This is a genomic window from Desulfosporosinus sp. OT (assembly GCF_000224515.1).
Taxonomy (GTDB): Bacteria; Bacillota; Desulfitobacteriia; order Desulfitobacteriales; family Desulfitobacteriaceae; genus Desulfosporosinus.
Map to the genome: position 1 here is coordinate 1 of NZ_AGAF01000257.1, position 25,420 is coordinate 25,420.

26 protein-coding genes and 1 pseudogene are annotated in these 25,420 nt (G+C 42.6%); 4 read left to right on the plus strand and 23 right to left on the minus strand.

Annotated elements, in window-relative coordinates; genetic code table 11:
- Both DOT_RS24850 and spoVAC read right to left on the minus strand, forming a co-directional pair.
- A pseudogene (locus tag DOT_RS24850) lies at window positions 1-444 on the minus strand (stage V sporulation protein AD); the annotation flags it as partial.
- Window positions 445-506: 62 nt separating this feature from the next.
- A complete protein-coding gene (gene spoVAC / locus DOT_RS24855; RefSeq protein WP_009624348.1) occupies window positions 507-974 on the minus strand; it encodes a stage V sporulation protein AC in 468 nt (155 codons plus the stop codon).
- Between the two features lie 200 nt (window positions 975-1,174).
- On the opposite strand from spoVAC, the gene spoIIAA reads away from it, so the two are divergent.
- From spoIIAA to sigF, 3 genes are read left to right on the plus strand one after another with little or no spacing between them, the layout of a single operon-like run.
- Window positions 1,175-1,519 carry an anti-sigma F factor antagonist gene (gene spoIIAA, locus DOT_RS24860; RefSeq protein WP_009624349.1) on the plus strand — a complete coding sequence of 115 codons (345 nt, stop codon included), beginning with the start codon at window positions 1,175-1,177 and terminating at the stop codon, window positions 1,517-1,519.
- A complete protein-coding gene (gene spoIIAB, locus DOT_RS24865) occupies window positions 1,520-1,957 on the plus strand; it encodes an anti-sigma F factor (protein WP_009624350.1) in 438 nt (145 codons plus the stop codon). It abuts the gene before it with no gap.
- 13 nt (window positions 1,958-1,970) lie between these two features.
- Window positions 1,971-2,786, plus strand: coding sequence for an RNA polymerase sporulation sigma factor SigF (gene sigF, locus DOT_RS24870; RefSeq protein WP_009624351.1), 816 nt, complete (start codon window positions 1,971-1,973; stop codon window positions 2,784-2,786).
- A 6-nt stretch (window positions 2,787-2,792) separates the two neighbouring features.
- Here the strand turns inward: sigF and DOT_RS24875 are convergent, their stop codons facing one another.
- Window positions 2,793-3,941, minus strand: a complete 1,149-nt coding sequence (locus DOT_RS24875) for a D-alanyl-D-alanine carboxypeptidase family protein (RefSeq protein WP_009624352.1) — start codon at window positions 3,939-3,941, stop codon at window positions 2,793-2,795.
- Window positions 3,942-4,051: 110 nt separating this feature from the next.
- On the opposite strand from DOT_RS24875, the gene DOT_RS32570 reads away from it, so the two are divergent.
- Window positions 4,052-4,174: a hypothetical protein gene (locus DOT_RS32570; RefSeq protein ID WP_009624353.1), complete on the plus strand. Its 123-nt coding sequence runs from the start codon at window positions 4,052-4,054 to the stop codon at window positions 4,172-4,174.
- Between the two features lie 128 nt (window positions 4,175-4,302).
- Here DOT_RS32570 and DOT_RS24880 read toward each other — a convergent pair whose 3' ends face one another.
- The 20 genes from DOT_RS24880 to spo0A form a co-directional block, all read right to left on the minus strand.
- Window positions 4,303-6,099, minus strand: a complete 1,797-nt coding sequence (locus DOT_RS24880) for a carbon starvation protein A (RefSeq protein ID WP_009624354.1) — start codon at window positions 6,097-6,099, stop codon at window positions 4,303-4,305.
- Between the two features lie 186 nt (window positions 6,100-6,285).
- Window positions 6,286-7,071 (minus strand): LytTR family DNA-binding domain-containing protein, encoded by a 786-nt coding sequence (locus DOT_RS24885; protein WP_009624355.1) that lies wholly within the window; start codon window positions 7,069-7,071, stop codon window positions 6,286-6,288.
- Window positions 7,072-7,097: 26 nt separating this feature from the next.
- Complete coding sequence (locus DOT_RS24890; protein ID WP_009624356.1) at window positions 7,098-8,798, minus strand: sensor histidine kinase; 1,701 nt, start codon at window positions 8,796-8,798, stop codon at window positions 7,098-7,100.
- 132 nt (window positions 8,799-8,930) lie between these two features.
- Window positions 8,931-10,577: an HD domain-containing phosphohydrolase gene (locus DOT_RS24895; protein ID WP_009624357.1), complete on the minus strand. Its 1,647-nt coding sequence runs from the start codon at window positions 10,575-10,577 to the stop codon at window positions 8,931-8,933.
- A 64-nt stretch (window positions 10,578-10,641) separates the two neighbouring features.
- A complete protein-coding gene (locus DOT_RS24900) occupies window positions 10,642-11,019 on the minus strand; it encodes a DUF1987 domain-containing protein (RefSeq protein ID WP_040413465.1) in 378 nt (125 codons plus the stop codon).
- A 16-nt stretch (window positions 11,020-11,035) separates the two neighbouring features.
- The gene (locus DOT_RS24905) at window positions 11,036-11,581 is read right to left on the minus strand and encodes a SiaB family protein kinase (RefSeq protein WP_009624359.1); all 546 of its coding nucleotides are present in this window, start codon (window positions 11,579-11,581) and stop codon (window positions 11,036-11,038) included.
- Window positions 11,582-11,655: 74 nt separating this feature from the next.
- A complete protein-coding gene (locus DOT_RS24910; protein WP_009624360.1) occupies window positions 11,656-13,584 on the minus strand; it encodes a SpoIIE family protein phosphatase in 1,929 nt (642 codons plus the stop codon).
- Between the two features lie 35 nt (window positions 13,585-13,619).
- A complete protein-coding gene (locus DOT_RS24915; protein ID WP_009624361.1) occupies window positions 13,620-14,111 on the minus strand; it encodes a CoA-binding protein in 492 nt (163 codons plus the stop codon).
- A gap of 176 nt (window positions 14,112-14,287) precedes the next feature.
- Window positions 14,288-15,589: a pyrimidine-nucleoside phosphorylase gene (locus tag DOT_RS24920; protein WP_009624362.1), complete on the minus strand. Its 1,302-nt coding sequence runs from the start codon at window positions 15,587-15,589 to the stop codon at window positions 14,288-14,290.
- Window positions 15,590-15,624: 35 nt separating this feature from the next.
- Window positions 15,625-15,774 (minus strand): hypothetical protein, encoded by a 150-nt coding sequence (locus DOT_RS31520; protein WP_009624363.1) that lies wholly within the window; start codon window positions 15,772-15,774, stop codon window positions 15,625-15,627.
- 50 nt (window positions 15,775-15,824) lie between these two features.
- Window positions 15,825-16,655, minus strand: coding sequence for a purine-nucleoside phosphorylase (locus tag DOT_RS24925; RefSeq protein WP_009624364.1), 831 nt, complete (start codon window positions 16,653-16,655; stop codon window positions 15,825-15,827).
- Window positions 16,656-16,771: 116 nt separating this feature from the next.
- The gene (locus DOT_RS24930; RefSeq protein WP_009624365.1) at window positions 16,772-17,938 is read right to left on the minus strand and encodes a phosphopentomutase; all 1,167 of its coding nucleotides are present in this window, start codon (window positions 17,936-17,938) and stop codon (window positions 16,772-16,774) included.
- Between the two features lie 23 nt (window positions 17,939-17,961).
- Entirely contained in the window at window positions 17,962-18,855 is an 894-nt protein-coding gene (gene xerD / locus DOT_RS24935; protein ID WP_009624366.1) for a site-specific tyrosine recombinase XerD, read from the minus strand.
- Window positions 18,856-18,931: 76 nt separating this feature from the next.
- Complete coding sequence (locus DOT_RS24940; protein ID WP_009624367.1) at window positions 18,932-19,159, minus strand: hypothetical protein; 228 nt, start codon at window positions 19,157-19,159, stop codon at window positions 18,932-18,934.
- Between the two features lie 169 nt (window positions 19,160-19,328).
- Entirely contained in the window at window positions 19,329-19,634 is a 306-nt protein-coding gene (locus DOT_RS24945; RefSeq protein ID WP_009624368.1) for a hypothetical protein, read from the minus strand.
- Window positions 19,635-20,060: 426 nt separating this feature from the next.
- Window positions 20,061-21,176, minus strand: coding sequence for an alanine dehydrogenase (gene ald / locus DOT_RS24950; protein ID WP_009624369.1), 1,116 nt, complete (start codon window positions 21,174-21,176; stop codon window positions 20,061-20,063).
- A 265-nt stretch (window positions 21,177-21,441) separates the two neighbouring features.
- Window positions 21,442-22,041, minus strand: a complete 600-nt coding sequence (locus tag DOT_RS24955; protein ID WP_009624371.1) for a stage II sporulation protein M — start codon at window positions 22,039-22,041, stop codon at window positions 21,442-21,444.
- An 86-nt stretch (window positions 22,042-22,127) separates the two neighbouring features.
- Window positions 22,128-22,664 carry an NUDIX hydrolase gene (locus DOT_RS24960; RefSeq protein ID WP_009624372.1) on the minus strand — a complete coding sequence of 179 codons (537 nt, stop codon included), beginning with the start codon at window positions 22,662-22,664 and terminating at the stop codon, window positions 22,128-22,130.
- Window positions 22,665-22,790: 126 nt separating this feature from the next.
- Window positions 22,791-24,515: a sigma 54-interacting transcriptional regulator gene (locus DOT_RS24965; protein WP_139024303.1), complete on the minus strand. Its 1,725-nt coding sequence runs from the start codon at window positions 24,513-24,515 to the stop codon at window positions 22,791-22,793.
- A gap of 381 nt (window positions 24,516-24,896) precedes the next feature.
- Window positions 24,897-25,420: sporulation transcription factor Spo0A (spo0A, locus tag DOT_RS24970; protein WP_009624374.1), on the minus strand; the 524-nt coding region annotated here is incomplete at its 5' end.

The window sequence follows — 25,420 nt, forward strand, 5'->3', positions numbered from 1 at the left end:
TTGCCGCTCAGCCGTATCATGATGACTGGATACGCCAACCAGAACATACTTGGCGAACCCTCCGTCAATTAGCATGCTCCCCACGGCCATACCCAAGGCCATTGTGGAACAAGCTCCATATATACCGATCAAGGGTAAAGCCATTTGGCGCGCTGCAAAATTTGAAGAGATCATTTGATTAAGTAAATCCCCAGCTAACATAAATTCAATATGATCCATTGGGACACCTACTTGAGCAATCGCCCCTTGCATCGCCTGCTCAAGCATCTTACTTTCTGCGACTTCCCAAGATTTCTCACCCTTCAGTTGGTCCTCCCAAATTTTACTAAATGTTTTTCCCAAAGGGCCTTGTCCTTCTTTAGGACCCACCACTGAATAAGACGATAAAATAACCGGGGGGTTGGCGAACACCACGGTCTGGTTTCCCTTTCGTTTTAAATCCATGCCTTCACATCCCCATTCATAAACAGTTGTGTCTGGCAACCGAAATTACCATTGGCCTATTGTTAGTGTAGGAGAAAATAAACGATTCCCACCACAATTGAAGTGGCAATACCATACACAAGCACAGGACCTGCTACAGTAAAAAGTTTTGCTCCAACACCCAACACATAACCTTCCCTTTTAAATTCCATAGCTGGTGAAACGATAGAGTTAGAAAACCCAGTGACTGGAACGATAGATCCAGCTCCGCCAAATTTTCCAATTTCATCATAAATGCCCAATCCTGTTAACAAAGCTCCGAGAAAGATCATTGTCGCAGTTGCCGCAGTAGACGCTTCGACGCGGTTTAACCCTATGCTCACAAATAGATTAATTACAACCTGACCGATCGCACAAATAATCCCTCCCACGACAAAAGCCCGTATCACGTTTTTTACAATCGTGGGTTTGGGCGTAAATTGTTGAGCTAACACTTTGTATTGCTCTGGGGTTACTGCTATCGTAGGCTGACGTAATGTTTCGTTAGCCATCCTGATTCCTCCTTTCTTAACAGTGACAGATAATTTCTATTATTAATCTAAACTACCAAAATTATACTAAGGGACTTTGTCTTTTAACGAGATTCTTAATTTCGACAAAGCTTTTCAAGGAATTCCTTTAAAGTCAGCAGGAAAATTATGGATGACAGCGAAATCATTAGTACTGTGATAAAATTATGGGGGGAATGGTCTTGAACCTTGAGAAAAAGATAGAGCGCCTGACCCTACTCTTGCGCTTAGACGGAGAACTAGATATGCACACAGCTTCAATGGTAAGACAAGCTATTGACAGCGAGATTGAGAAACGAGGAATTCGCACGGTCATTCTTAACCTTCAAGACGTTCGATTTATTGACAGTTCCGGACTCGGCGTTATTCTAGGCAGGTATAAGAAATTGCTTTCCTTGGGAGGAAAGCTTAAAATCACCAACGTGCCCCCACATATCTATAAGATCATGGAATTATCGGGACTACCTAAAATTATCAATTTCTATTTGGATGAAGCGCATGCTTATGAGGAAGGAAGGGGAGCCTAAATGAAAACCAATCAATTAATCCTCACATTTTCAAGTATCTCTGAAAATGTAGGCATCACCCGTATGCTCATTGCTTCAGTAGGAGCACAACTAGATCTGCCACTTAATGACATCGAAGAGCTTAAAGTCGCTGTTTCCGAGGCTGTCTCCAACGCCATTATCCACGGATACAAGAACAACCCTAATCATATCGTTTACCTCGACCTAGACATCACTAATGACACCCTCAAGATTATTGTGAAAGATGAAGGGTGTGGCATCTCGAATGTTGAGCAAGCCATGCAGCCAGCTTATAGTACAGATCCGGAGCGAATGGGCCTGGGCTTTGTCTTTATGCAATCTTTCATGGATGAACTTCAAGTAGAATCTACGCTTGAAGTGGGAACAACAGTAACCATGATGAAGCATTTCAAGCAAACACCCACCGCCTCGCATTAGGGGGGCGAACATTATGATTCAACGACTAACTGAAATGAATCTCCCCCACTTCCCGTTGCTCTCAGATAAGGAGATGATGCAAAACCTTCATGCTGCCAAAGATGGAGATGCTGAGGCCCGTGAACGTTTAATTAACTGCAATTTGAAACTCATTTTTAATTTGGTTCAACGCTTTGCCCATCGTGGCTATGAGATTGAAGATCTCTTTCAGATCGGAACGATCGGGCTGATTAAAGCTATCGACAAATTCGACTTTACTTACGGTGTGAAGTTTTCAACCTATGCGGTTCCGATGATAATTGGTGAAATTCGGCGTTTTCTCCGAGATGACCACCCAGTGAAGGTGCCTCGTTCCTACAAGGAACTTGTTTATAAAGTCAATCGCGCTCGGGATGAACTTTCTGCAACCTTGGGCCGCGAGGCCACCATCGGAGAAATAGCAATTAATATAGGTGTTGACAGAGACGAGATCGTCGCCGCACTTGAAGCAATCCAAAGTCCTACCTCGATCTACGATACCCTTTATCAAGACGACTCCGATCCCATCTATGTTCTCGATCAACTCTCTAATGAAAAGGGGCCCGACCCCAGCTGGTTCGAAAATATTGCTCTCAAAGAAGCTCTCGACAAATTGCCGGAACGAGAAAAGCGTGTACTGTTGATGCGGTTTTTTGAAGATAAAACGCAAAGCCAGATCGCTGACATACTCCAGCTTTCACAGGTTCAGATTTCTCGTATCGAGCGAGCTGCGCTCCACAAGATCCGTCAATCATCGCAGATCAATGATTGCTCAGACTTAGTTGACTTAGACATCAAAAACAAGGACTAACCTATGCTAATAACCAAACACGCCTTTCAGTGTACGTGTCATTTGCCCAGCTAAACCTGCCCGGGCAATGGAGTGATCCGCAATCAGATTTACGTTTGCTTGCAACTGATCGTTACGATAAAGGAGAATCTCTCCTAATTTTTGTCCTTTCTGAATCGGAGCACTGATTTCTGGGTTGAGCTTTGTCTCGACCCAGAAATTTTTATCTTTTCCTTTTTCTACCGTCGTACCCAGAGGTTTTTCAGTTACTGCAGTAACCTCATCTTCTATTCCTTTGCGAACTTTAACAACGCCTTGTTTTTGCGTAACCGGAGCAAACTGCTTAAACTCATATTTAGCAAAGCCATAGTTATATATTTTCATAGATTCAGCGAAATGTCCTCTGACTTGTGGTACACCCATCACGACACAAATTAACCGTAGACCATTTCGCTCTACTGTTGAAGCCAAACAATACTTGGCTTCATTCGTCCACCCGGTTTTGAAGCCATCAGCTCCAGGGTACCACCATAGTAATTTGTTAGTATTCCAAAGCTTAAATTTCCCGTCGCGCAAGTCATATTCTTTGATGCTGGTCAATTTACGTATTAGTGGATAATTGAGAGCTTCCCTGGAAATGACCGCTAGATCATAGGCGCTTGTATAATGCCCCTCAGCTGGTAGCCCATAAGCATTCGCAAAATGAGTGTTTTTTAAACCTAAAGCTTGAGCCTTACGATTCATTTCTTCCACGAAAGCTTCATGCGTTCCATCAATATGTTCCGCCACTGCAACACAGCCATCGTTGGCTGACCCAACAGCTATGGCAATCAACATCTGTTCTAAAGTGAACGTTTCTCCCGGTTCAAGATAGATTTGGGAGCCCCCGAGTTTACTGGCATTCTCGCTGGCTGTCACTTTGTCTGTCAATTTTACTTTTCCAGAAGCCACTGCATCCGCCGCCACCAGTAGAGTCATAAGTTTTGTAACACTTGCGGGTGGTAGTTCTTTATGTGATTCTTTCTCATAGAGAATTTGACCGGAGGCCGCATCCATGAGAATGGCACTTGTAGCTTCGGTCACAATCTCAACACCCAGCACAGGTTGGACGTTAGCAAAGCCAATGTTTACGAGGACAACCAACATGGCTAAAACGATTGCTAAACTTTTTCGCATCTTCAACCCTCCTTATATAGTATGGTTTTATTATTCCCGAAAAGGAAAATTATATTGAATGAATGAAATAAAATATGGTTCTTTAAACCGAATAAAGCCACTTCATCGAAGTGAACGGAAAATTGCTGGACTTAGGTGATATAAAGAAAACTTGGCTGGCGCCAAGCTTTGCGCAGGCGGCCGTCTTAGTTGCACTTATGCTTCCAGACGAAGACTGTCTTCGCACGAATTAGCATTCTTGCAGTATACAAACGAAGTTTATACTTTCTGACTAGTACGAGAAAAAAGCCTTTGAGTTGCCGCTAGACGGTAACTCAAAGGCTTCAACATTGATTAAAGGAAGAGAATCGGGGTATGAGTTTTACTTTGCTGCAAATTTTTCTACCTGAGCATTTGAAGACAACGAAGAATACGTCTGCAAGAGCTTACGAATCGAATCAACTACGATGATCGCCGCTAAAATAATCATCAATCCGGCCAACACAGCGGGAAGTGTTTGATGTTTTGGAATGTAGGTATTTACAATCGTCAGATATCCTGCGGCTGAAGACGTAACCCCCATAAAGAGCATAGGAAGAAATGTTGTCATCGCATAACTAAGTTTCTTGGTACGACGAAGAATCATATTCGATCCAATGGCCATCGCCAAGGTTGCCAGCAATTGGTTAGACACTCCAAAGATCGGCCAAATCGTCGCAATATCTCCACCAAAGAGAAGATATCCCCAGGCAAAGGATACTAAAGCACTTAACACAATAGACAATACGATTGACTTGGAATTCTTTAAAGGCTTAAACATTAAACCAAGGAAATCTTGCGCAATATAACGAGCAACACGAGTCCCGGCATCAATTGTTGTTAAAATAAAAAGCGCCTCAAACATTATCGCAAATTGATACCAGTAAGCCATTAACCCTTTCAGGCCGGGAATACTCGAGAAAATGTGGGCCATACCAACCGCTAAGCTTACGGCACCGCCAGGACGCCCAGCAATATTTTCTCCCACCAATTGAGATAAAATTGGTAAATCTTTGACTTGCATTCCTAAGTGAGCAAACACAGAGGGAGCTGTGTTGATCGCAAAGTAGTCTCCTGGGGCCAAGACTGTAGCGGCAATAAGAGCCATCATAGCCACGAAGGCTTCCATGATCATCCCGCCATACCCGATCAGCTTAATATCTCCTTCATCCTTCACCATTTTAGGCGTCGTTCCAGAAGCAATCAGAGCATGGAACCCAGAAACTGCACCACAGGCTATGGTAATGAATAGGAAGGGCCATACTTTACCATTAATGATCGGGCCTCCACCATGAACAAATTGAGTGATAGCAGGCATTTGAAGTTGTGGATGAACAAAAACAATCCCCAGAGCTAATGCAGCGATCGTTCCGATCTTCATATAAGAGCTGAGGTAATCTCGAGGGGCTAGAAGCAACCAGACAGGAAGAGCGGCTGCAACAAAACCATACACAGGAAGAATGATTTCCAGCGTTTTAACATCATAAAAAAACAAGAAGGCAAACGGAGAATCCTTAATAACAGGTCCCAGTGCTACTGCTAAAAGGATCAAAACTACACCTATGACCGAGGCCTCTCCTAACTTTCCAGGGCGAAGTTTACGCATATAAATGCCCACGAAGATGGCTATTGGAATCGTCATGGAAATCGTAAATACACCCCAAGAGTTTTTATACAGAGCATTAACAATAACCATGGCCAGTCCCGCCATTGTGATTGTAATGATGAACAGGATAGCAATCCCGGTAATGAAACCGGTGATCGGCCCAACCTCTTCTTTAGCAATATCCGATAAGCTTTTTCCATCATGACGAACGGAGGCAAAGAGCACGACCGCATCATGAACAGCGCCACCTAATACAGCTCCGATCAGAATCCAAAGAGCGCCCGGCAAATAACCAAATTGAGCAGCTAATACTGGCCCAACTAAAGGACCTGCACCTGCGATTGCTGCAAAGTGGTGTCCAAAGACAACCCATTTGTTCGTTGGAACATAATCTTGTCCATCCTCCATGCGTACCGAAGGGGTGAGGACACTTGAGTCAAGAGTCAGTACTTTAGCCGCGATAAAGGCTCCATAGAAACGATAAGACAACATCAGAATAAGTGCTGAAGCAACAATAAGAGTTAACGCATTCATTATTTTACTCCTTTCAAAATAATTTGATTTGGTTATTTTCTACTTGCAAGTATACTGCCGTACGAAATTAATCCGCTTAATTCAACAAAAAACACAGGATTTAAGGTCTAATGTACCAAAAATCCTGCGTAACTTGATAGAATATCTTATTAAGATTATTGAGCTGTAGGACCATTGACGATCAAACTACAATCCCATTCGTTCTCTAAACTCTTTAACATACGTTCGGCTGACCGGAATCTCACTTTTATTGTTCATGATCAAGTTATACGTATTATTAAACCACGGAATAATGGAATGGATTTGGTCTAAATGAGCTAAATAGCTTTTGTGGACTCGCAAAAACGATGACGTCAATAAACCTTCTAATTCAGTCAGAGTATAATTTGTTAGATAACTCCGTTCTCGTGTAACGACTCGTACGGAACGTTCCTCAATTGTAGCATAAAGGATCTCTCCAAAAGGGACAAGCAATATCTTCCCATTCTCTTCGATTTTAAGTTTACCTTCTTTTCCTTTAACTGCATGTAATGACTTATAAATTTGATCTAATTTGGCGAGAAATTCTTGGGTTTGAACCTGTTCTGTCTGACTCTCCCTCTGGTTCTTTCCCTCCAAACGTTTCTTTAAACGCTGCATAGTTTCTCCTAACCGATCCTCATGAAAGGGTTTTAATAGATAATCCACTGCATTGACGTCAAAGGCATCCACCGCATATTGATCATAAGCCGTGGCAAAGACAATGGTCGGAGAGAAACCTTGTCGAATTAATTCCCGAGCGACATCTACTCCCGAATCGTCGGGCAATTGGATATCTAAAAAAATCGCATCTGGACGATGCTCCTGGTATTTTTCAATCGCTTCCGCTCCTGTTCCAGCTTGGGCAACGATTTCCACTCCGGAAATTTCTCGTAATAAATAACACAGTTCGTCTCGTGCAGGACGTTCGTCATCCACAACCATGACCCGCATGTAACATACCCCTTTATTCTAACATTTCAAATACGTTCCGCTGCCGCCGCAGCAGGTAGCTTTAAGGTGACCTCAGTCCCCGCCCCTGCCTTGCTTGTAATAACAAAATCAGCCCTCTTCCCATATAGAATCTGGAGACGTTGCGCAACATTCTGAAGACCAATGCCCAACCCCGAAGTCGATACTTCAACTCCGGCGTGGATAAGAGCCAATTTCTCAGCGGGAATGCCCACCCCATTGTCCCAGATCCGTACGACCAGGATTTCCTCTTCGACTAAAGCAGAAATCAGGATCTCTCCTAGTGTGCTCATGGGATAAATCCCATGTTTTATGGCATTTTCGACGAGAGGTTGCAACGTAAGTCCAGGTAATCTCCAATTTAAGGCGTCATCCGTAATCTCTTCACGGACGCAAAGGCGGTCAGAAAAGCGGGCCTGTTCGATAGCCAAATAAGCACGTATATGTTCACACTCCTCACGAAGAGTAACGAACTTTTCCCCACTTTTAAGATTCTTTCGAAAGAAATCTCCCAGTTGCAAGAGAAGATTGCGGGCCTTTTCAGGATCTGTACGGCAAAATGAGACCACGGTATTTAAGGCATTAAACAAAAAATGAGGATTAACTTGAGCTTGAAGCGCTTTAAGTTCAGACCGACGCACCAAACAGGCATGTGTCTCCAAAGTGGCTAATTCCAATTGGGTGGAAAAAAGCATGCCTAAACCAGCACCAAATTCCCAATCCACCGGGCTTATCCCTCGCGCCTGCTCCCGATAAATCTTAAGAGTCCCGACGACGGAGTGTTGAATATGGAGCGGAACAACTAGCGCCGAAAAAAGCGGACAGTTTGGTTCAGCACAGCCAATTTCTGCCCGAGTTGCAGCAAGCTTCAATTCTCCTGAATCCAAGGCCTGATGGGTGGCTAGTGTCTGGATAGCATGCCCTGCTTCATGGTGATCAAATCCTTTTCCGACATGGGCAAGGATTTGATCTCGATCCGTTAAAGCAACTGCAGCTACATCAGTTTGTTCATGAATAATTTGAGCTACACTGCGTGCTGTATCTTTATTTAAACCTAAACGTAAGATTGGTAAGGTTAAATTGGCAATATAAAGTGCCTTTTGCGCTTGAACCGCGCCAATACGTTCTTCTTCCTCCAATGAGTTATGGATAACAGACACAAAAATTGAAATTCCAACGCCATTCATAATTATCATAGGGAGCCCGATGTCTTGGACCAAATCCCAAGCCGCATAATAAGGGCGAGCGATCAACAATATAACGAGCATCTGGATGACTTCAATCCCCATACCGACAAACAAAGAGCGTTTCCAAGTTAGATCCCCGGAGAATTTCCGCCCCATGTATCCTGCAATAGATCCCTCAACAATCGTAGCAATCCCACAGGCACCAGCGGTAAATCCACCTAATAGTGTACGATGCACCCCAGCTAATACCCCTGCACAAAGCCCAACAAGGGGCCCCCCCAGAAGCCCCCCAACAGCTACCCCTATAACCCGAGAATTAGCTAATGCACCTTTAATATTCACTCCTGTATAGGTTCCTGCAATCCCAATAATCCCAAATAGCAAAACTAGAAAAACCTTTTCCTGAGTATTTGCCTTACTCCGTAACATGCGCCTAAAGAGCTTCGTTCGAGTCATCAGATAAGCTACTGTAACAATCAGGCCAATATTGAGCGCAAGATCTTGGAGTAATCTCCAGAACATCTATCTATCTCCTATCGTCCGGCTATTCTTTTTAAAACTTCGCACATCGTTTCCTCAGTAAGATTCCAAATTTCCACTATTTCTATTCAAGCTAATCTCTATTTAGTCTCACGATTCACGTCTGCTCTTCTATCATCCTGGCCCATCTGAAGTGCAAGGGGCGGAATTCGTGATGTAGTCAGCGTTGTCCAAGAAAAGGCGGATCAGATTCGGGTCGAACTGTGTTCCAGCGCATCGGTCCAATTCTCTCAACGCCTCTTCATGGCTCCTTTTTCGTTTATTAGGCTGGTCGTGAGTCATAACATCATAAGCTTCAATGATCGATATTATGCGAGCCACGACGGGTATCTGATCTCCTTTCAGACCGTAGGGATAACCATTGCCATCCCATTGCTCTCGAAGCGCGAGCATGGACAGTGCCAGTACTGGTTCTTCCAGGGACCGAGCCATCCTGTATCCGATTTCAGGATATTTACGAATGGTCTGTAACTCGTTTTCGGATAAGGACGTACTTTTATTAAGTAATTCAACCGGCATGGCGACCTTCCCGATATCATGCAATCGAGCTAGTAGGGACACCATTTCCTGTGGTTCCTGACCAAGTTTCAAGAGTTGAGCAAATCTATTGGCAATAGTTTCGACTCTTTCACTGTGTCCAATATAGGCAGGACACTTGGATTGCAAAGCTTTTTCGACACTGGAAATAATTTTTTCCCGGGTGGTTTTATTTTCAATGAGCTTGTTACTGTACATGATACGATCTGCCGCATCAATAATGCTTGTAATATCAGTATCCCAATTCTCCATAGTGGCACCACCAAGCGCAGCACTCAACCCCATTTGTTCGTAAGATAGCGCATCAAACATAGCCTTAATGTTATTACAAATCCTTGTACAAGCTTCCTGATTAGCACCAGGGAGTAAAATCAAAAATTCATCTCCACCCCAACGGGCGATAATATCACTTTTGCGACAGCATTTGAGAAATACTTTGGCAGCTTGAACAATCAGTTTATCGCCATATTCATGGCCAAAAACATCATTAACGAGCTTCAAAGCATTTATATCGGCCATTACAATACTTAACGGAAGATTAGAATCGATTTGTAGTTGAGGAATGATACTTTCCACATAAGCCCTATTGAACAGAGATGTGAGCTTGTCATGGAAACTCAAAAACAATAGCTGATCTTCTACTTTCCGTCTTTCCGTGAGATCGGTCAGAATTAACATAAGTCGCACACTATTCTCGTCAAATTCATCTGTGTTGATAATTTTGTACTTGATGTGAACATAATTCTCTCTAATCTTAATTAGATTGGGCAAGTCATTTAAGCAAGACAGCTGAGCCTCTCTATTCTCTACATTAAAGACACTCTCTAACACAGCCGCAAAAAGCTTGTTTTGCTCTTCATTTTCAGTGTGTAACAGCTCCACGATATTCAAATTAGCAATCTTCTTGTTGAAGATTCGAGTACACTCTGAGCTATGCTCTTTCTCTACAAGTAGGTTCTGACCAAACGTCAGAAAGCCTTGATCGGAATTATCTAAGAGATTATTAATTTCTCGCTCGCGCCGTTTCAACTCCCTACTCTGGACATCACTTATACTACACAATCTTCTAGTCGTATTAACGAGTCTGCAATAATTATTTGTAAAGTTATTAAATTTCAGGATTAGTTCGTCCTTTTCTAAACTATCCTGTTTCAAAAATTCTCTCGCCTCATCATAGATAGCAATTTCATCATCAAAAATAGCATCCGATCTTTGGTCTTTCATTGTGCCTTTCACCACTCCTCATTTGAAACCCAGGCGGGATCTTAACCAGCCCAGTACAGGCTTCCTAAACAAGAACGATTTCGAAAGGAAACGTATAATCCTCCTTGAATTCCTCAGCACATTCCTGCTCATATTCGTTATGCTCATTGCATATCCATTTTAATTCCACAATTACTCCTTGATCGGCAGCCTCTTCGAGTAAGTCTAAAATCATCATTATACACTTTGAACTGCTTGTATTTGTATAGGTCAAGGTTACTTCGAGCCATACGTTCTGACCTACCTTGCCTGCCAAATACTCTTTTAACCATTCTAACAAGGGTTTAAAAAATAAAAAAGCATCCTCCGGATAAGATTGTCCCTTGATTAGAAGTATATTTTTATCCGCGTCAAAATCCACGAATGGGGTACTCTTTGATTCTTTTAGAAATAGCCTCTCCACAGTATGCCACCACTCCCTAACAATTAACGTTTATCTGAAAATAAGTCAACTGATCGTTAATACTGTAATTCATATATTCAAGTGGAGACTTAGCTGTTCTGGCCATCTGGATAAGGCCAAGTCCTGCACCACGTCCATTTACCCCAATATCATCCCTTCTCATGACTTCCTTATAATGTTTTTTCAACTCATTAGGTTCGAGTGAATTCAGAAATTCAATTTTCCCCACCAATGGCTCATAATCCTGTTTATCCAGAATATTGCCTGATGTCACAAAAAAGCCATCCAAGGTCTTACCTATCGTGACAATGCTTGATTCCAGAAGTTGATCATAATATCTGTGATTTATATTCTGTAAATTATAGTTAATGATATTTTGAGCTTGCTCTACAAAAATGGAGATCACTTTCATCGGATTGTATTTTGCAGCCTCACTTTCAGTCATCTGCTCTTTGATAAATTCGCACAATTGTTCCACAATGCCTTGCGAAAATTGGCCAGAAAAGCAAATTAAAACTTTATACTCTTCCAGTGACTTTTTTAATTGTTGAAGATGTATCATTTAAATTCTCCTTCTCATGTACCAAATTAACGTATTCCCTGCTTTAAAGCTCACATTAATTCAGGCACTGCATACTATTTAATTTGAAACCCAACAACTGTAATATCATCCCGCTGTGGAGCCTGTCCCATGTAATCAGTAAGTTCACTTTCATAATATGCTCCTTGCTCTCTCATTGACAAGGATGATGTACGAGTAATAATCTCCATAAACCTGCTCTTTCCGAATGAATAATCGTTTAAACCTCCATTTTGGTCTAGATAACCGTCCGTTGTGAGGTAGAATCGATCCCCTGGCTCGACCTTCAGTTCGACATCCTTAAACTCTGAAGAAAAAGTCGATTTGATATAGCCAATCCCACTTCTACACCCATCATATTTGGCAATCTGATCGGCACTTGACACATACAGGTTAATCTTCGCCCCCGCAAAGAACAATTTACCCATATTCTCATAATAACATATACCTGCCTCAAGTCCGTCATCCGTAGAGTGGTCTTTCATCTCTTTATTCAAGGCCTCTCTCAATTGCCTATTAAGTTCTCTAATGACGAGTGCAGGACTTATAACATCACTCTCAACAACAATATTGTTTAATATAGAGTTCACTGCCATGGTCATCAAAGCCCCAGGCACGCCATGTCCGGTACAATCACCTACCACTAATATAAAACCTTGCTTAGTCTCCTTCAGCCAGTAGAAATCACCGCCCACGATATCTCGTGGTTTCCAGAGGACAAAGTTATCCGCTAATACTCTATTCCATACATCAGATCCCGGCAGGATCGACTCCTGGATAGTCTGGGCGTAGTGTAGACTCTCCAGGATCTTTGTATTCTGATCGCTGATTTTTGCAGTTCTTTCGCTGATCTCATTTTCCAATTCTAAATTAAGCTGGATAGCACTTTTATACGGATTAGCGATTCTAGAAGATACAAGGTAGAAAACAAGGAGTAACAAAACAAGGACTACGGCAATCGTGACCAGCGTACTGATCATAATTGAATTGAGGACACCTAATGTTTCGGATCGGTTAATCTGAAAAACCAAGACCCAGTCGCATGAGCTTAGTTTCTGAAAAATCAGGTCAACTTTTCCAGTCTTATCTGCATAGCTTACAATCGTGGGCTGAATAGTGTTTTGAGCACTATCGCTCATAATTTTATCATATACATCCTCCGGTAAGTAATCAGACAGCTTGCCGCCGCTCTGTTCAACGTCCTCAGAGATGCTTATCTTCCCCTTAGTATCAACCAGCCATAAATTGCTTTTGTCTCCAATTTTATAATGATTAAATTCCGTTGATATGTCTTGAAGATCTACACCAACTCCAGCAACTCCAGCCGGATTATGACTGTCTCCCATAAGTGTATTGACCCATAAGTTTGTTTGGTTTAACTCCTTATTATGGTCGATATTAAGTGTGATTTTCTGGTCCGACCTAATTGCATCAAAAAACCAGCGATCAGTAGGATCATCTTTAGACATAGTATCTGTCAGGAGGTTGGAATCTGTCCAATAATGTCCTGTTTTTTTATTGGTAAAAAACACAGTGTAGTTAAAGGTTTTTGCAAGGCCTGTCATTTGTTGAAGGAACATGGCCTCGTACTGTTTGTCCGTTTCTCCATCATTAAACCATTTTATTATATCAGGGCTGTCAGCAATGATCAGAGATGTGTCCTTAGCTCGATTAATCCTAGCATCCACCTGCGTCGAAATAGACTTCAGAATATATACAAGATCCTCTTTTTGGAGTTTCTCTGTTAAGGACCTTTTTACCATAGCGTAGTTCGAACTCCCTGTTACCACGATGGCTATGATAATCACAAAACTGGCAAAGACTATGACGTTCATAGTTCCTTTATTGATAATTTTTTCATACTTACTCCATTCAGACCTTTTCATAAATGTACTATTTACCCCTCCTCTCTCTAATTTTAGTATTTGAAGTTCTATATTTTGTAAATTAAGAATGGCATTCCAATTTAATTCTCCAAAATCCAATAAATTCCTCCTTTTCTTGTAAGAAGTTTCTGCTCCTACCTACCGAACCGCTTCGCCGGTACTTTAGCATCTCTGAACCCATGCCAATAACAGGGATTTAAATAGTGCACACCAATCACCGGATAAACCTTATGTCGCAGGACACACCCACGAATAACCGCCACTTCGGCACTATCGCATTCTTGTTGAAGCTCCTGGGTCCAGGTCTGCTCCTGAAACCAAATCCCTTTAACACCTGCAGATGCGGCATCAGAAACCAGAGATCCAAGCTGCTCTGGAAGCAGACAGGGTACAACAACCGTTACCTTATCCTTTAGCTCCGTTAAATTTGGATACACTTTGCTTCCGTCTATACGTTTCAAATCCTCGGCCACAGGATAGGCAACACAGCCAAAGTCTTTCAATGCCCGCCAAACCTTCCAGGCATGCTTATGCTTTTGAAATTTTTCAGCATTCCCTAACACCGCATACGTATCCGCCGTCGTCAGCCCCTCAGCCAAAGGATAAATTTTTTTTCCACGCACCATAATAAAATCCCCCTTCCCAGAGACACGATGCCTCGTGCCTCTTTCTCGTATATGCATACGTAAGGAGGAGAGATTTATGATAATGGCACTTATATATCGCCAATATTGAATATATGTTCAACAATAACCAATTTCAATATTATTACTACAGTCTTGATGACTAAAAATATTTGGAGTCATTGTATTATTTCGTAAATGTACTCGCTAAGCTTCGGCTTGGTATTACTAAAAGAGTATGCCTCTTTGGATATTTTATTAGCCTCTTGCTGGTCTTCAATATTAGTGTGCAAAATGCAGAGTACATCTCCTACTTTTACAATATCTCCGACCTTTTTCACCATAGTAACTCCTGCTGAAAAGTCTATCGTATCCTCTTTCTTTTTCCTCCCAGCACCTAGTAACATTGCAGTAATCCCTATTTTCTCAGCATTAATAGCTGAAACATATCCACTCTCTGATGCTGTAATTTCAATATGATACTTGCTATGGGGAAGCATATTGGGATTGTCAACCACTTCTGGGTTTCCACCTTGAATTTGAACTAATTCCTTAAACTTTTCAACCGCTTTGCCCGATTTAATTATCTGATCAAGTTCTCTATAAGCGGTATCAAAATCTGCAAAAGCACCCCCTATAACTGTCATGTATGATGCTAGAGTCAGAGCAATTGTTGTTTCGTCCTCTGCTCCATTACCCTTTAATATTTCAATTGCTTCCATGACTTCATTAGCATTTCCCACTTCATGTCCAAGTGGTTGACTCATATCAGTTACTACCGCAATTGTTTTCCTGTTTAATGATTTCCCTATCTCAACCATAGTTTTAGCTAATTCAATTGCTTCGTCAACCGTTTTCATAAATGCCCCAGAACCAACTTTAACATCAAGTACTATGCAGTCAGCACCAGAGGCTATTTTCTTACTCATAATACTACTGGCAATCAAAGGTATACTGTCCACTGTTGCCGTTACATCCCTAAGTGCGTAAATCTTCTTATCTGCTGGCGTTAAATTAGCACTCTGCCCAACTATAGCCATCTTATATGTATTAACATTATTGATAAATGTTTCCCTATCTAACACTGTTTTAAAACCTTCTATTGACTCTAATTTATCTATTGTGCCACCTGTATGACCTAAACCTCTACCAGACATTTTGGCAACAGGTATTCCTACGGATGCAACAAGTGGAATAATTACAAGACTAAGTTTATCACCTACACCACCAGAAGAATGTTTGTCAACTTTAATCCCTTCAATAGCTGATAAATCATTTCTATCTCCAGAATTTACAAAGGCTAACGTAAGGTCAGCGATTTCCTTTTTGTTCATACCCTTAAAATAAACTGCCATAAGAAATGCTGACATTTGGTAATCTGGAATCTCTTCATTTACATATCCTTGTACAATAGAGTTAATCTCATTTTCACTCAAAGGTTCACCACGTTTTTTCTTTTGAATAACATCTACCATTCTCATGACAATTACTCCCCCTGATGCCTATACAAGACGGTTTAAGCATTAATTTCAGCCGTGCTATAATTAAATTTCTTCCATCTCATATATAGCTCAACTGCTTGTTGAAAATCTTCTTGGTCTACATTTGATTCCTCCACTATCCCTTTAGGGATAGTGGAGGAATCGCCAAACGCAATATGAATCACCCTTTCTTAATCCTCACTGCAAAACTCTTCCTAATAACCTGAACTTTCACCTAAAGCACGCTTACAAGCTCCTTAACAAACTGTACAAATTGCTTTTCAACCCGTTCAGCCGTTTTCATGACTTCCACATGACTGAGTTTCTGTCCCATGATACCTGCCGCCATATTGGTTACACAAGAGATTCCCAAAACCCGCATTCCTCCATGGTTAGCCACAATGACTTCCGGTACGGTACTCATACCTACCATATCAGCACCAATCGTACGCATATAGCGAATTTCGGCGGGAGTTTCATAGCTGGGTCCGCTCACGGCAACATACACGCCTTCTTGAGGGTTTATTCCCATTTCTTTAGCTATTAGTAAAGCTTTTTGCCGCCATTCCAAATTATACCCTTCGCTCATGTCCGGAAAACGCGGCCCCAAATCTGATAGATTCGCTCCCCGCAATGGATTGTCGCCCATCAAGTTTAGATGATCTTTAATGAGAATCAGGTCACCCGAGCGAATAGCAGAATTTATGCCTCCAGCAGCGTTAGTGACAATAAGACCGTTCACTCCTAAAACTTGCATAACTCGAATTGGAAAGGTGACCTCCTGCATTGTATACCCTTCGTAATAGTGAAAACGCCCTTGCATAACTACGACGGATCGACCTTTAACTTTACCGAAAACTAGTTGGCCTGCATGCCCTTCAATGGTAGAAATTGGAAAATGAGGAATGTCTTTATACGGAATCACCACTTTTTCCTCGACAAGACCAGCAAAGGCTCCTAACCCTGAACCTAGAATAACCCCGAGTTCTGGCCCCACTTTGATACGCGCCTCAAGATAGCTACGCACTTCAGCCAGTTTAGTACTATATTCTTTTTCCGAAATCATCGATTAGTCCTCCCTCAAGTTTGTATATCAGGAAACTTACTTCATCTGAGTTTTAATTGAACTTATTTAGGGATTCGCGCACTTACCCTTCAATTAAAGCAGGAGTCTTAGTGGCGCTATATCATCGAAAGAAAACTCTTCCCCTCTGATATTGACTCAGTCTGGAGGTATTCGACCACAGTTGCCCCAAGATCAGCAAAGCTGGATCTGACGCCTAGGTCAACTCCTTTTTTCAGAGTTGGCCCGTAAACAAGCAACGGAACATATTCCCGAGTATGATCCGTGCCAGGCAGGGTGGGATCACAACCATGATCAGCCGTAATAATAAGTATGTCCTCTGGGCACAGAACAGCATAAATTTCCGGTAGACGTTCGTCGAAGGCTTCTAAAGCTCGTGCATATCCCTCTACATCATTGCGGTGCCCATACAACATGTCGAAATCCACAAGGTTAGCCATAATCAGACCAGATTTGACTTTAGTCATATATTCCAAGGTCTTATCAACGCCCTCCATGTTCCCTTTTGTGGTCACATAGTCGCTTATTCCTCTCCCGGCATAAATATCATAGATTTTCCCCACGGCACAAACCTCAAGACCTCTTTCTTGCACATATTCCAGCAAAATTTTCCGGGGGGGTTCAAGTGCAAAATCATGCCGATTTGAGGTGCGATAGAATTGTCCAACTTCACCGAGGAATGGGCGTGCAATCACGCGTCCAACTTGCAGCTCATCCGTCAACATTTCGCGGGCAATCTGGCATATACGCATCAGTTCCGACAGCGGAATAACGTTTTCGTGAGCTGCCACTTGAAATACGGAATCTGCTGAAGTATAGACAATCGGCTTTCCTGTCTGTACATGTTCTTCTCCAAGACGCTGAATAATCTCTGTCCCAGAAGCGACCTTGTTACCTATTACCTTACGCCCGATTGCTGACTCATACCGTTCAATAAACTCCTTAGGAAAACCTCTGGGAAAGGTTGGCAGCGCGCTCTCCAAGATTACTCCAGCCATCTCCCAATGTCCACTCGTTGTATCCTTACCAAGAGACCGTTCAGACATTTTCCCAAAACTACCCTCAGGAACTGGTTGAGCCGAAACCCCGGTAATAAAGTCGATATTTCCCAAACCGAGTTTTTCAAGAAACGGGAGATGGAGTCCTCCTCTTAGACGGGCGATGTTCCCCAAGGTATGACTGCCTTGATCACCGTAGTCTCCGGCATCTGGCATTTCTCCAATCCCCACACTATCTAGCACAATGATAATGACTCTCCGTGACATGTTTTTTGTCACCCCTTAATCCTTTAATCCGCTCGTGGATGTGCCTTTCGGAAAACATCGACTAAGCGCTTTCGCGTCAGATGCGTATAAATCTGAGTTGTCGCAATGTCCGCATGACCAAGCAGCTCCTGGACTGAACGCAAATCTGCGCCATGATCTAGAAGATGGGTTGCAAAACTGTGACGAAACATGTGAGGAGAAATCGATCGCTCTAGGCTATGAGTTTGTCCCCATTTTTTCAATATGTACACTATTCCCTGGCGCGTTAGAGGGCGGCCATGGACATTCAAGAATAGGATATCGCTTTTTCGTTCACCGCACAAACGCCCTCGCAGATCATTTATGTAATCCTCCAAGGCCCGAACGGCCGGTTCACCTAGCGGTACAATTCGTTCTTTACTTCCCTTCCCACTGCAACGCACATATCCGACGTCTAGCGCTAGATCCGATAAACGTAAGCCGATCAATTCAGAAACACGCAGGCCGCTACTATAAAGAACCTCCAACATTGCTAAATCTCGTGGAGCGAGATCCGATTCCTCCCCTGTCTGTAATAGTTTATCCATTGTCGCTTCCGACAACACTTTCGGGAGAGGTTGATTTAATTTTGGGGTTTCTAAATAAGTGCTTGGGTTATCGTCTCTTTGCCCTTCATCCACCAAGAACGAAAAAAATCCTCGTAGGGTTGCATTACACCTGGCAATACTTCGAGGTGATTTTCCTTTTTCCTTTAATTTGAGAAGAAATAAGAAGAGGTCATTGGCCACACATTCTGAAAAATTCGTCCCCCTCTGTTTAAGGAAAACCAAAAGTTGGCGCAAGTCTCGCTCATAAGCCTGGCGAGTATTTTCAGAAAGCCCTCGCTCAACCTGCAGATAAGTTAAGTACTGTTTCGTTAGTTGCTCCTTGGAGGTCACTTTATCCCCCCCTTTTTCTGACTACGTTCTACATACGGAGGGGATTTTCCTTGTTAAACCGTTTGCCACAATGAAATTATCGTTCTTTCTGAGCAGGCGGAAACCACTGAAAAACAAACTTGCTCCATCCGGGGGCTTCTACCCGCAGGGGATTGCCGATCGGTTTTTGTTCATTATGTAAGTATGAAGACATCCAAATGTTGCATACTGCCATTAATTTAGGCAAGAGCACAGCAAGTAAAATAAGGAGGATAAATACTCTTCCGAGATAAAGGAAAAAATCACTCCAACGTTTTGTAGGCATTTAAGTTCCCCCCTATCTCTTAATTCTATGCATCTCCAGATTGTCTTTATCCTTTAAATAAAGAAAGGACCGCTATTTTTACATGCGGTCCAGCCATTTACTTATTTTCTATTCCTTAATAATCAATCTGTCCTCTCAACCAGTTTCGATTGATTATTTCATTATTTGCTCAATAACGTCTTCTCGGAAGATCGTACCGTGGATCAAAAGGCTGTGGAATTCCCATCTGGCGTTCTAAACGCTGAAGCCACGCAGGTTCAAATTGCTCTTCATAAAGCTCCCACCAAATTGGTTCCTTTCCAGGCAAGAATCCCAGGCGATTTTCCATCCGTTTAAGCCATCGGGGTTCAAACTGTTCCTCGTAACGTTCCCACCAAGCAGGCTCGTAGCCACCAGTATAGTTAACCGGATACCAACGCACCTGGTGCGGATAATGACCATAAATGGGAACGAGGGTCTCTCGTTTATAATGCAATATACCCACTCCTTACAATTAGATCGAAATAGGATAACCGTCTCCTATTTTTCCATTATATTCCTTGTATTTCTACTTGGAAGGTTGGCTACGTTGGTGGGAAGATAAAACTTAGCTGCACCGAGCCTTAATAGAAAGCGTCAACCTAAGTTACACTAAAAAATAACTTATGCTTGAATACATGCCGCCTCGTTCATTATAACTGATAAAGAAAACTTGGCTGGTGCCAAGCTTTGCGCAGGCGGCCGCCTTAGTTGCACTTATGCTTCCAGAAAGTATACAAACGAAGTTTATATTTTCTGACTAGTGTAGAAAAATGGAACCCGCTCAACGGATTCCACTCTATACTCATATACCTTTTCAGATAACTTTGTTAGTCTAAGGTCAAGTTAGTTATTTACTTAGGTTAAACTCATTAGCTAAACGTTAGCCTAAAGCTTCTTCTAAGGTCAAATAACTAATATCCAAAGCTTCGGCAACAGCTTTATAGGTTAACTTGCCATTGATGACATTGACCCCTTTGCGAAGTGCCTGATTTTCCTGGATCGCTTTAAGATAACCTTTATTGGCAATCTCCAAAGCATATCCTAACGTTACATTTGTCAGAGCAAACGTTGATGTCCGAGCAACGGCTCCTGGCATATTGGCGACTGAATAATGGACAACTCCGTATTTAACAAATGTAGGATCACTATGCGTTGTCACACGGTCAATGGTTGCTATGCTGCCCCCTTGATCAATAGCAACATCAACGATCACGCTCCCAGGTGTCATTGCTTTAACCATATCCTCTGTAACTAGATGAGGCGCGCGGGCACCTGGGATAAGCACAGCCCCCACGAGCAAATCTGCTTGAGCTACACTGGCTGCAATATTATAAGGGTTAGACATCAAGGTTTTAACTCGACCACCAAAGAGATCATCAAGCTCCCGCAATCGTTGCGCACTTTTCTCAACGATCGTCACATCAGCTCCCAGGCCAACCGCCATTTTTGCCGCATTCGTTCCCACAATTCCTCCCCCGATGATCGTAACTTTACCGGGAGGGACTCCTGGAACTCCGCCAAGTAAAATTCCTTTTCCACCATAGGGTTTTTCAAGGTATTGGGCCCCGATTTGAACAGACATCCGGCCGGCTACCTCACTCATTGGAATAAGCAGTGGCAAGGAAGCGTTATCTAATTGAATTGTTTCATACGCAATCGCGACGACCTGTTTCTCCATTAGTGCTTTCGTTAATTCCGGTTCATTGGCCAAATGCAAATAAGTGAATAATATCTGACCTTGTTTAAAATATTCATATTCAACTTGTATCGGTTCTTTGACCTTAATAATCATATCCGCCTTCCAGACGTCTGTGGCTAAATCAAGGATCTGAGCCCCTGCTTCAATATACTCTTGATCGGTGATACCACTACCCTCGCCAGCAGATTTCTCCACAACGACTTTGTGTCCTGTCAGAGTTAAAGCATGGACACCCGCTGGGGTAATTGCCACCCGACTTTCATTGTTTTTAATTTCTTTCGGTATTCCAATCAGCATAATACAACCTCCATCTTAATTATAATCCCTAGCGGAGTTATTATTATGCAAATATTGTGCCAAACGAAAGAGTGGTATTTTTCTTCATCCATTGTGCGTAATAAGAAATCTATAAACCGTATTCTTAATTCAAGGAACACAAAGCCTTACAAATAATACGAAATAAATACAAAAGACACCCGAAAAGAGCTCATTTACTGTCGGAACTTGAATGATTTTGCCTGCAACATTTTGCATTGCAGATTGTTGCATTATTGATAGGCCTCTAAAGCCCGAACAAGCGAACACCCAGTATCGAGAAATATCCTTGTGCAACGCCCACAACAACAGCTCCCAGAGAAACAAACGTAGCTGCTACCGTGTAATAAAGAAATTCTCTGCGCAGTGATTCCCCTCTGGCTTTACCTCGCAGGAGCAGAAACGAAAAAATAGTTGCCAAACCTGCACCAAGAAGCAGGAGTGGTATTGCAAAGAGTGTGGGGATCAGAACAGTCGTTAGCATCAGAACGAGTCCAAGCGTACCCTTCACCCCAATAATAAAACTGACCGTAAACCCAAGTATAAATCCCCGTGTAAAGACAATGAGATAGATTAAAGGAGCTCCGATGATCGTGAGGCCTAAGATCCAAATGCCAGCCATCATAATAAACATATCCCGAGCAAGCTGCCCTAAAAAGGAAGGATCTAATGTTTTCGGTTGACTTTTCAAAAGTGTATCCAAGAATTTCCCCAGCTGGGAGGTTTCAGAAACTCCCAAAGCACTGACTCCGATTGCCCCAAACACCACACCTGCAAGATAAACACTCGAAAGCGTGAGATAAATGACCCAGTACTGACGAACGTGTTCGCCGAGTTGTTTCCACATGCTCTGCACCCCTTCCCATAACATCCCTATGGGATTTTATTCTGTTCAAGAGGAAAGTATGTCCACAACTCTTTCAAAGATCATCCTCAACCGATCCGCCCTTGTACGAGTAATATCCCCAGAATGGTTTTAGCGTCGTTAAACTCGCTTCGTTGTGCCTTCTGTACGGCCTCATCCCAGGGTATTTTCTCCACACCAATAAATTCGTCGTCATCTGGCGCCAGCGGATCCCACACTAGATCTCGAGCAGAAAAAAGATGCATCACCTCATCCGTAAAGCCTGGTGTAGTATAAAAAGTACTGATATGTTCCAGCGTCCCTCGATAGCCCGTTTCTTCGCGAAGTTCTCGCTGCGCACAAGCTTCAGGGGTTTCATTCGGATCGAGTTTTCCGGCCGGAATTTCTAAGGTTTCTTGGGCAATTGCATAACGGTATTGACGAACCATTAGTACCTGCTGATCCTGCAAAGCAATGATTGCTACTGCTCCCGGATGCCTAATGACTTCACGGGACGTTTCCAATCCATTCGGCAAACGAACCGCATCTCGTTCTAGACGCAGCATTCGTCCCTTAAAAAGCACTTCTCCCCTGATGCGTTCTTCTTTGCGATTTGACTCTTCCACTGTGTTCCTCCTCTTTGTTCATAAAATTTTAAACTAGTTTACCCTATACCCAGTCCAAAATAACAAAAAACTCTCCTGCCTGGCGATTGAATAGGTTAAAAAGATAAACCAAATTTCTTATGACCTTTAGTTAAGAGCGTGTCGTTCAAGCTTGTAATAAAAGTTTCGAATCGACATTTTTAATTGTTGAGCAGCCTTTGTTTTATTCCCTCCGGTCCTTTGTAACGTGGCTAATAGTAGTGCGCGTTCCCATTGCCGTTGCAACCCTTCAAACCCGTCTTCCTCCTCTGACCAAGAAGAGCTAACTAAATCCGTATACGCTCCTGGGTAATTTGCACTCGGCAGGTGTAAAACCGGGAGGTGATGTTGTTCCACAACCGTTTCACCAATTCGCATGTTAATAATTGCTCGGCCCAAAATATTTTCTAGTTCACGAACGTTTCCTGGCCAATGATATCCCATCAGAATTTGTAACGCTTCATCACTGACCCGCTCAACGCAGCGACCGTATTCCTGATTAAAACTACCGATGAGGTGGTGGACAAGTAAGGGAATATCGTCTCTTCGCTGCCTTAAGGGGGGGACTATGACTGGAATGACGTTTAAACGATAATACAAATCTTCACGAAATTTACCAGTTCGTAATTCTGCTTCCAAATTGGCATTTGTGGCTGCAATAACCCGAACATTTACGTTAAACGAACGATTATCGCCGACTTTCACAATTTCACGTTCTTGCAGTACTCGCAAAAGCTTGGCTTGAAGGTTGAGGCTAACTTCTCCGATCTCATCGAGAAAGATGGTTCCCCCATTTGCTTCTTCGAATAGGCCCACTTTACCACCACGTTTTGCTCCCGTAAAGGCCCCTTCAACATAACCAAATAACTCACTCTCTAAGAGGCTATCCGCTATGGCCGCACAATTCACTCGGATGAATTGGCCTTTTTGTCGTTCACTCGCACGGTGAATAGCATGAGCAAACAATTCTTTTCCTGTCCCGCTTTCTCCACGTAAGAGGACTGTCGCTGGCGTCACTGCGGCGCGCCCAGCTTGCTCAATCGTTGCTTTGATAACATCACTTTCACCGATGATATCCTTAAACGTATATTTTGCTTCTAAATGACGGATTAGACGTTTTGCTCTTTCCAATTCCTCGGAAAGTTTATGAATCTCCGATCGATCCCGCAGCACGCCCACAGTTCCCCGCAACTGCCCCGAAACAATAATCGGAGCGACGTTTACGATGGCCGCTTTACGTTTAGGCCCCAATTTCATCGAAACCCCTTTAACAGGTTGGTGAGTTCTTAATACCTGCAAGTGCATACTTTCCCCTTCAGCAATATCCACTGTAGGGGGTTTACCAATGACGTCCTCCGCAGTCAAGCCCGTCAAATGTGTGTAAGCTGGGTTAATCAAAATACACAGTCCATTTTCATCCATTACAGAAATGGCATCCTGAGTTGAGTCAATAATTGCAGTCAGTAGAATACGTACCTCCTCCAGCTTGTTGACTTTTGCTCTAAGTTCCTCATAGTCTGTCATTTCTTGTAAGTATGTCGCTGTTCCAATCTCGTGGCCCTGATCGTCTTGGTAGGGCAAGCGACTGACTATCATCAGCTTGCTTCCTACTTGGCAAAATTCATTAAATTGAATAGTCTTAGAATCTCGAATGTTTGACAGAAAATCAGGCATGAGTTGTTCAAGATTTTTGCCTATGATTCCTTCAAGCGTAAATTCGAATAATTTGGCTGCAAGAGAATTGCAGATCACAATTTCATTTAAAAGATTAGTCCCTATAAGGGCCTGTTTCGTTTCTTCTGCAATTTTCTCAAGTTGGTGACGCTTAAACATCTCCATCTCAACCTTTCTGATCCAGGGTTCTGTCTTTTCGTGAGTATGTTCGTCTCCGAACCTGCAATATCCTGCTTTGCAAAACTTTGCACATTGCCGTAAAAGAAGATTAAAGAACCTATTGAGCACGTCAGAACTGTAAATACTTGGTCGGCATCTAAAGTAGCAAAGAGGAAAGTCTCAGACTTTCCCCTTCACTTTAAGTAGGTATTGTTACAAATTCACATGCCAAAAACACCTCTATTTTTTTCAACTATAGAGATGTTTGCTGACAACAAGTTTGTTCAATAAATCAAACTTGTTTATAGGCTTTAATTTATTTCCACATAAAATATTATTGCCATTTTAAAAATTATATAGACCTGGGTACGCAATAAATACTTAATACATTATGGACATGCGTAGTTTGTCAGCCACCATCGCCACAAATTCAGAATTCGTAGGCTTACCGCGGTCAACATTAATGGTATAACCAAAAAAACGATTCATGAAATCCACATTTCCACGATCCCAAGCTAATTCAATAGCGTGGCGAATCGCGCGTTCAACACGGCTCGGGGTTGTTTGGTATTTAGCAGCGATCATTGGATACAGCTCTTTGGTTACGGCTCCAAGCAACGACACATTTAGAACCACACTGACTATAGCATCTCTCAAATACTGGTACCCTTTGACATGGGCTGGTACCCCCATCTGATGGATCATACGTGTAACTTCAACTTCAAGGTTTTTGGACGTTGGCGGTATGATTCCGCTTGAAAACTGTGAATTCGACGAATTCGACGTGTTTTTTCCAATAGTGCTCCCATTTGCAACTTGGATATTCATCGTATCCGAAAAATCATCTTGTAATTGGCGAATGCGTTTACCCAAGGTATCCAAATCGAAAGGTTTCAATATGTAAT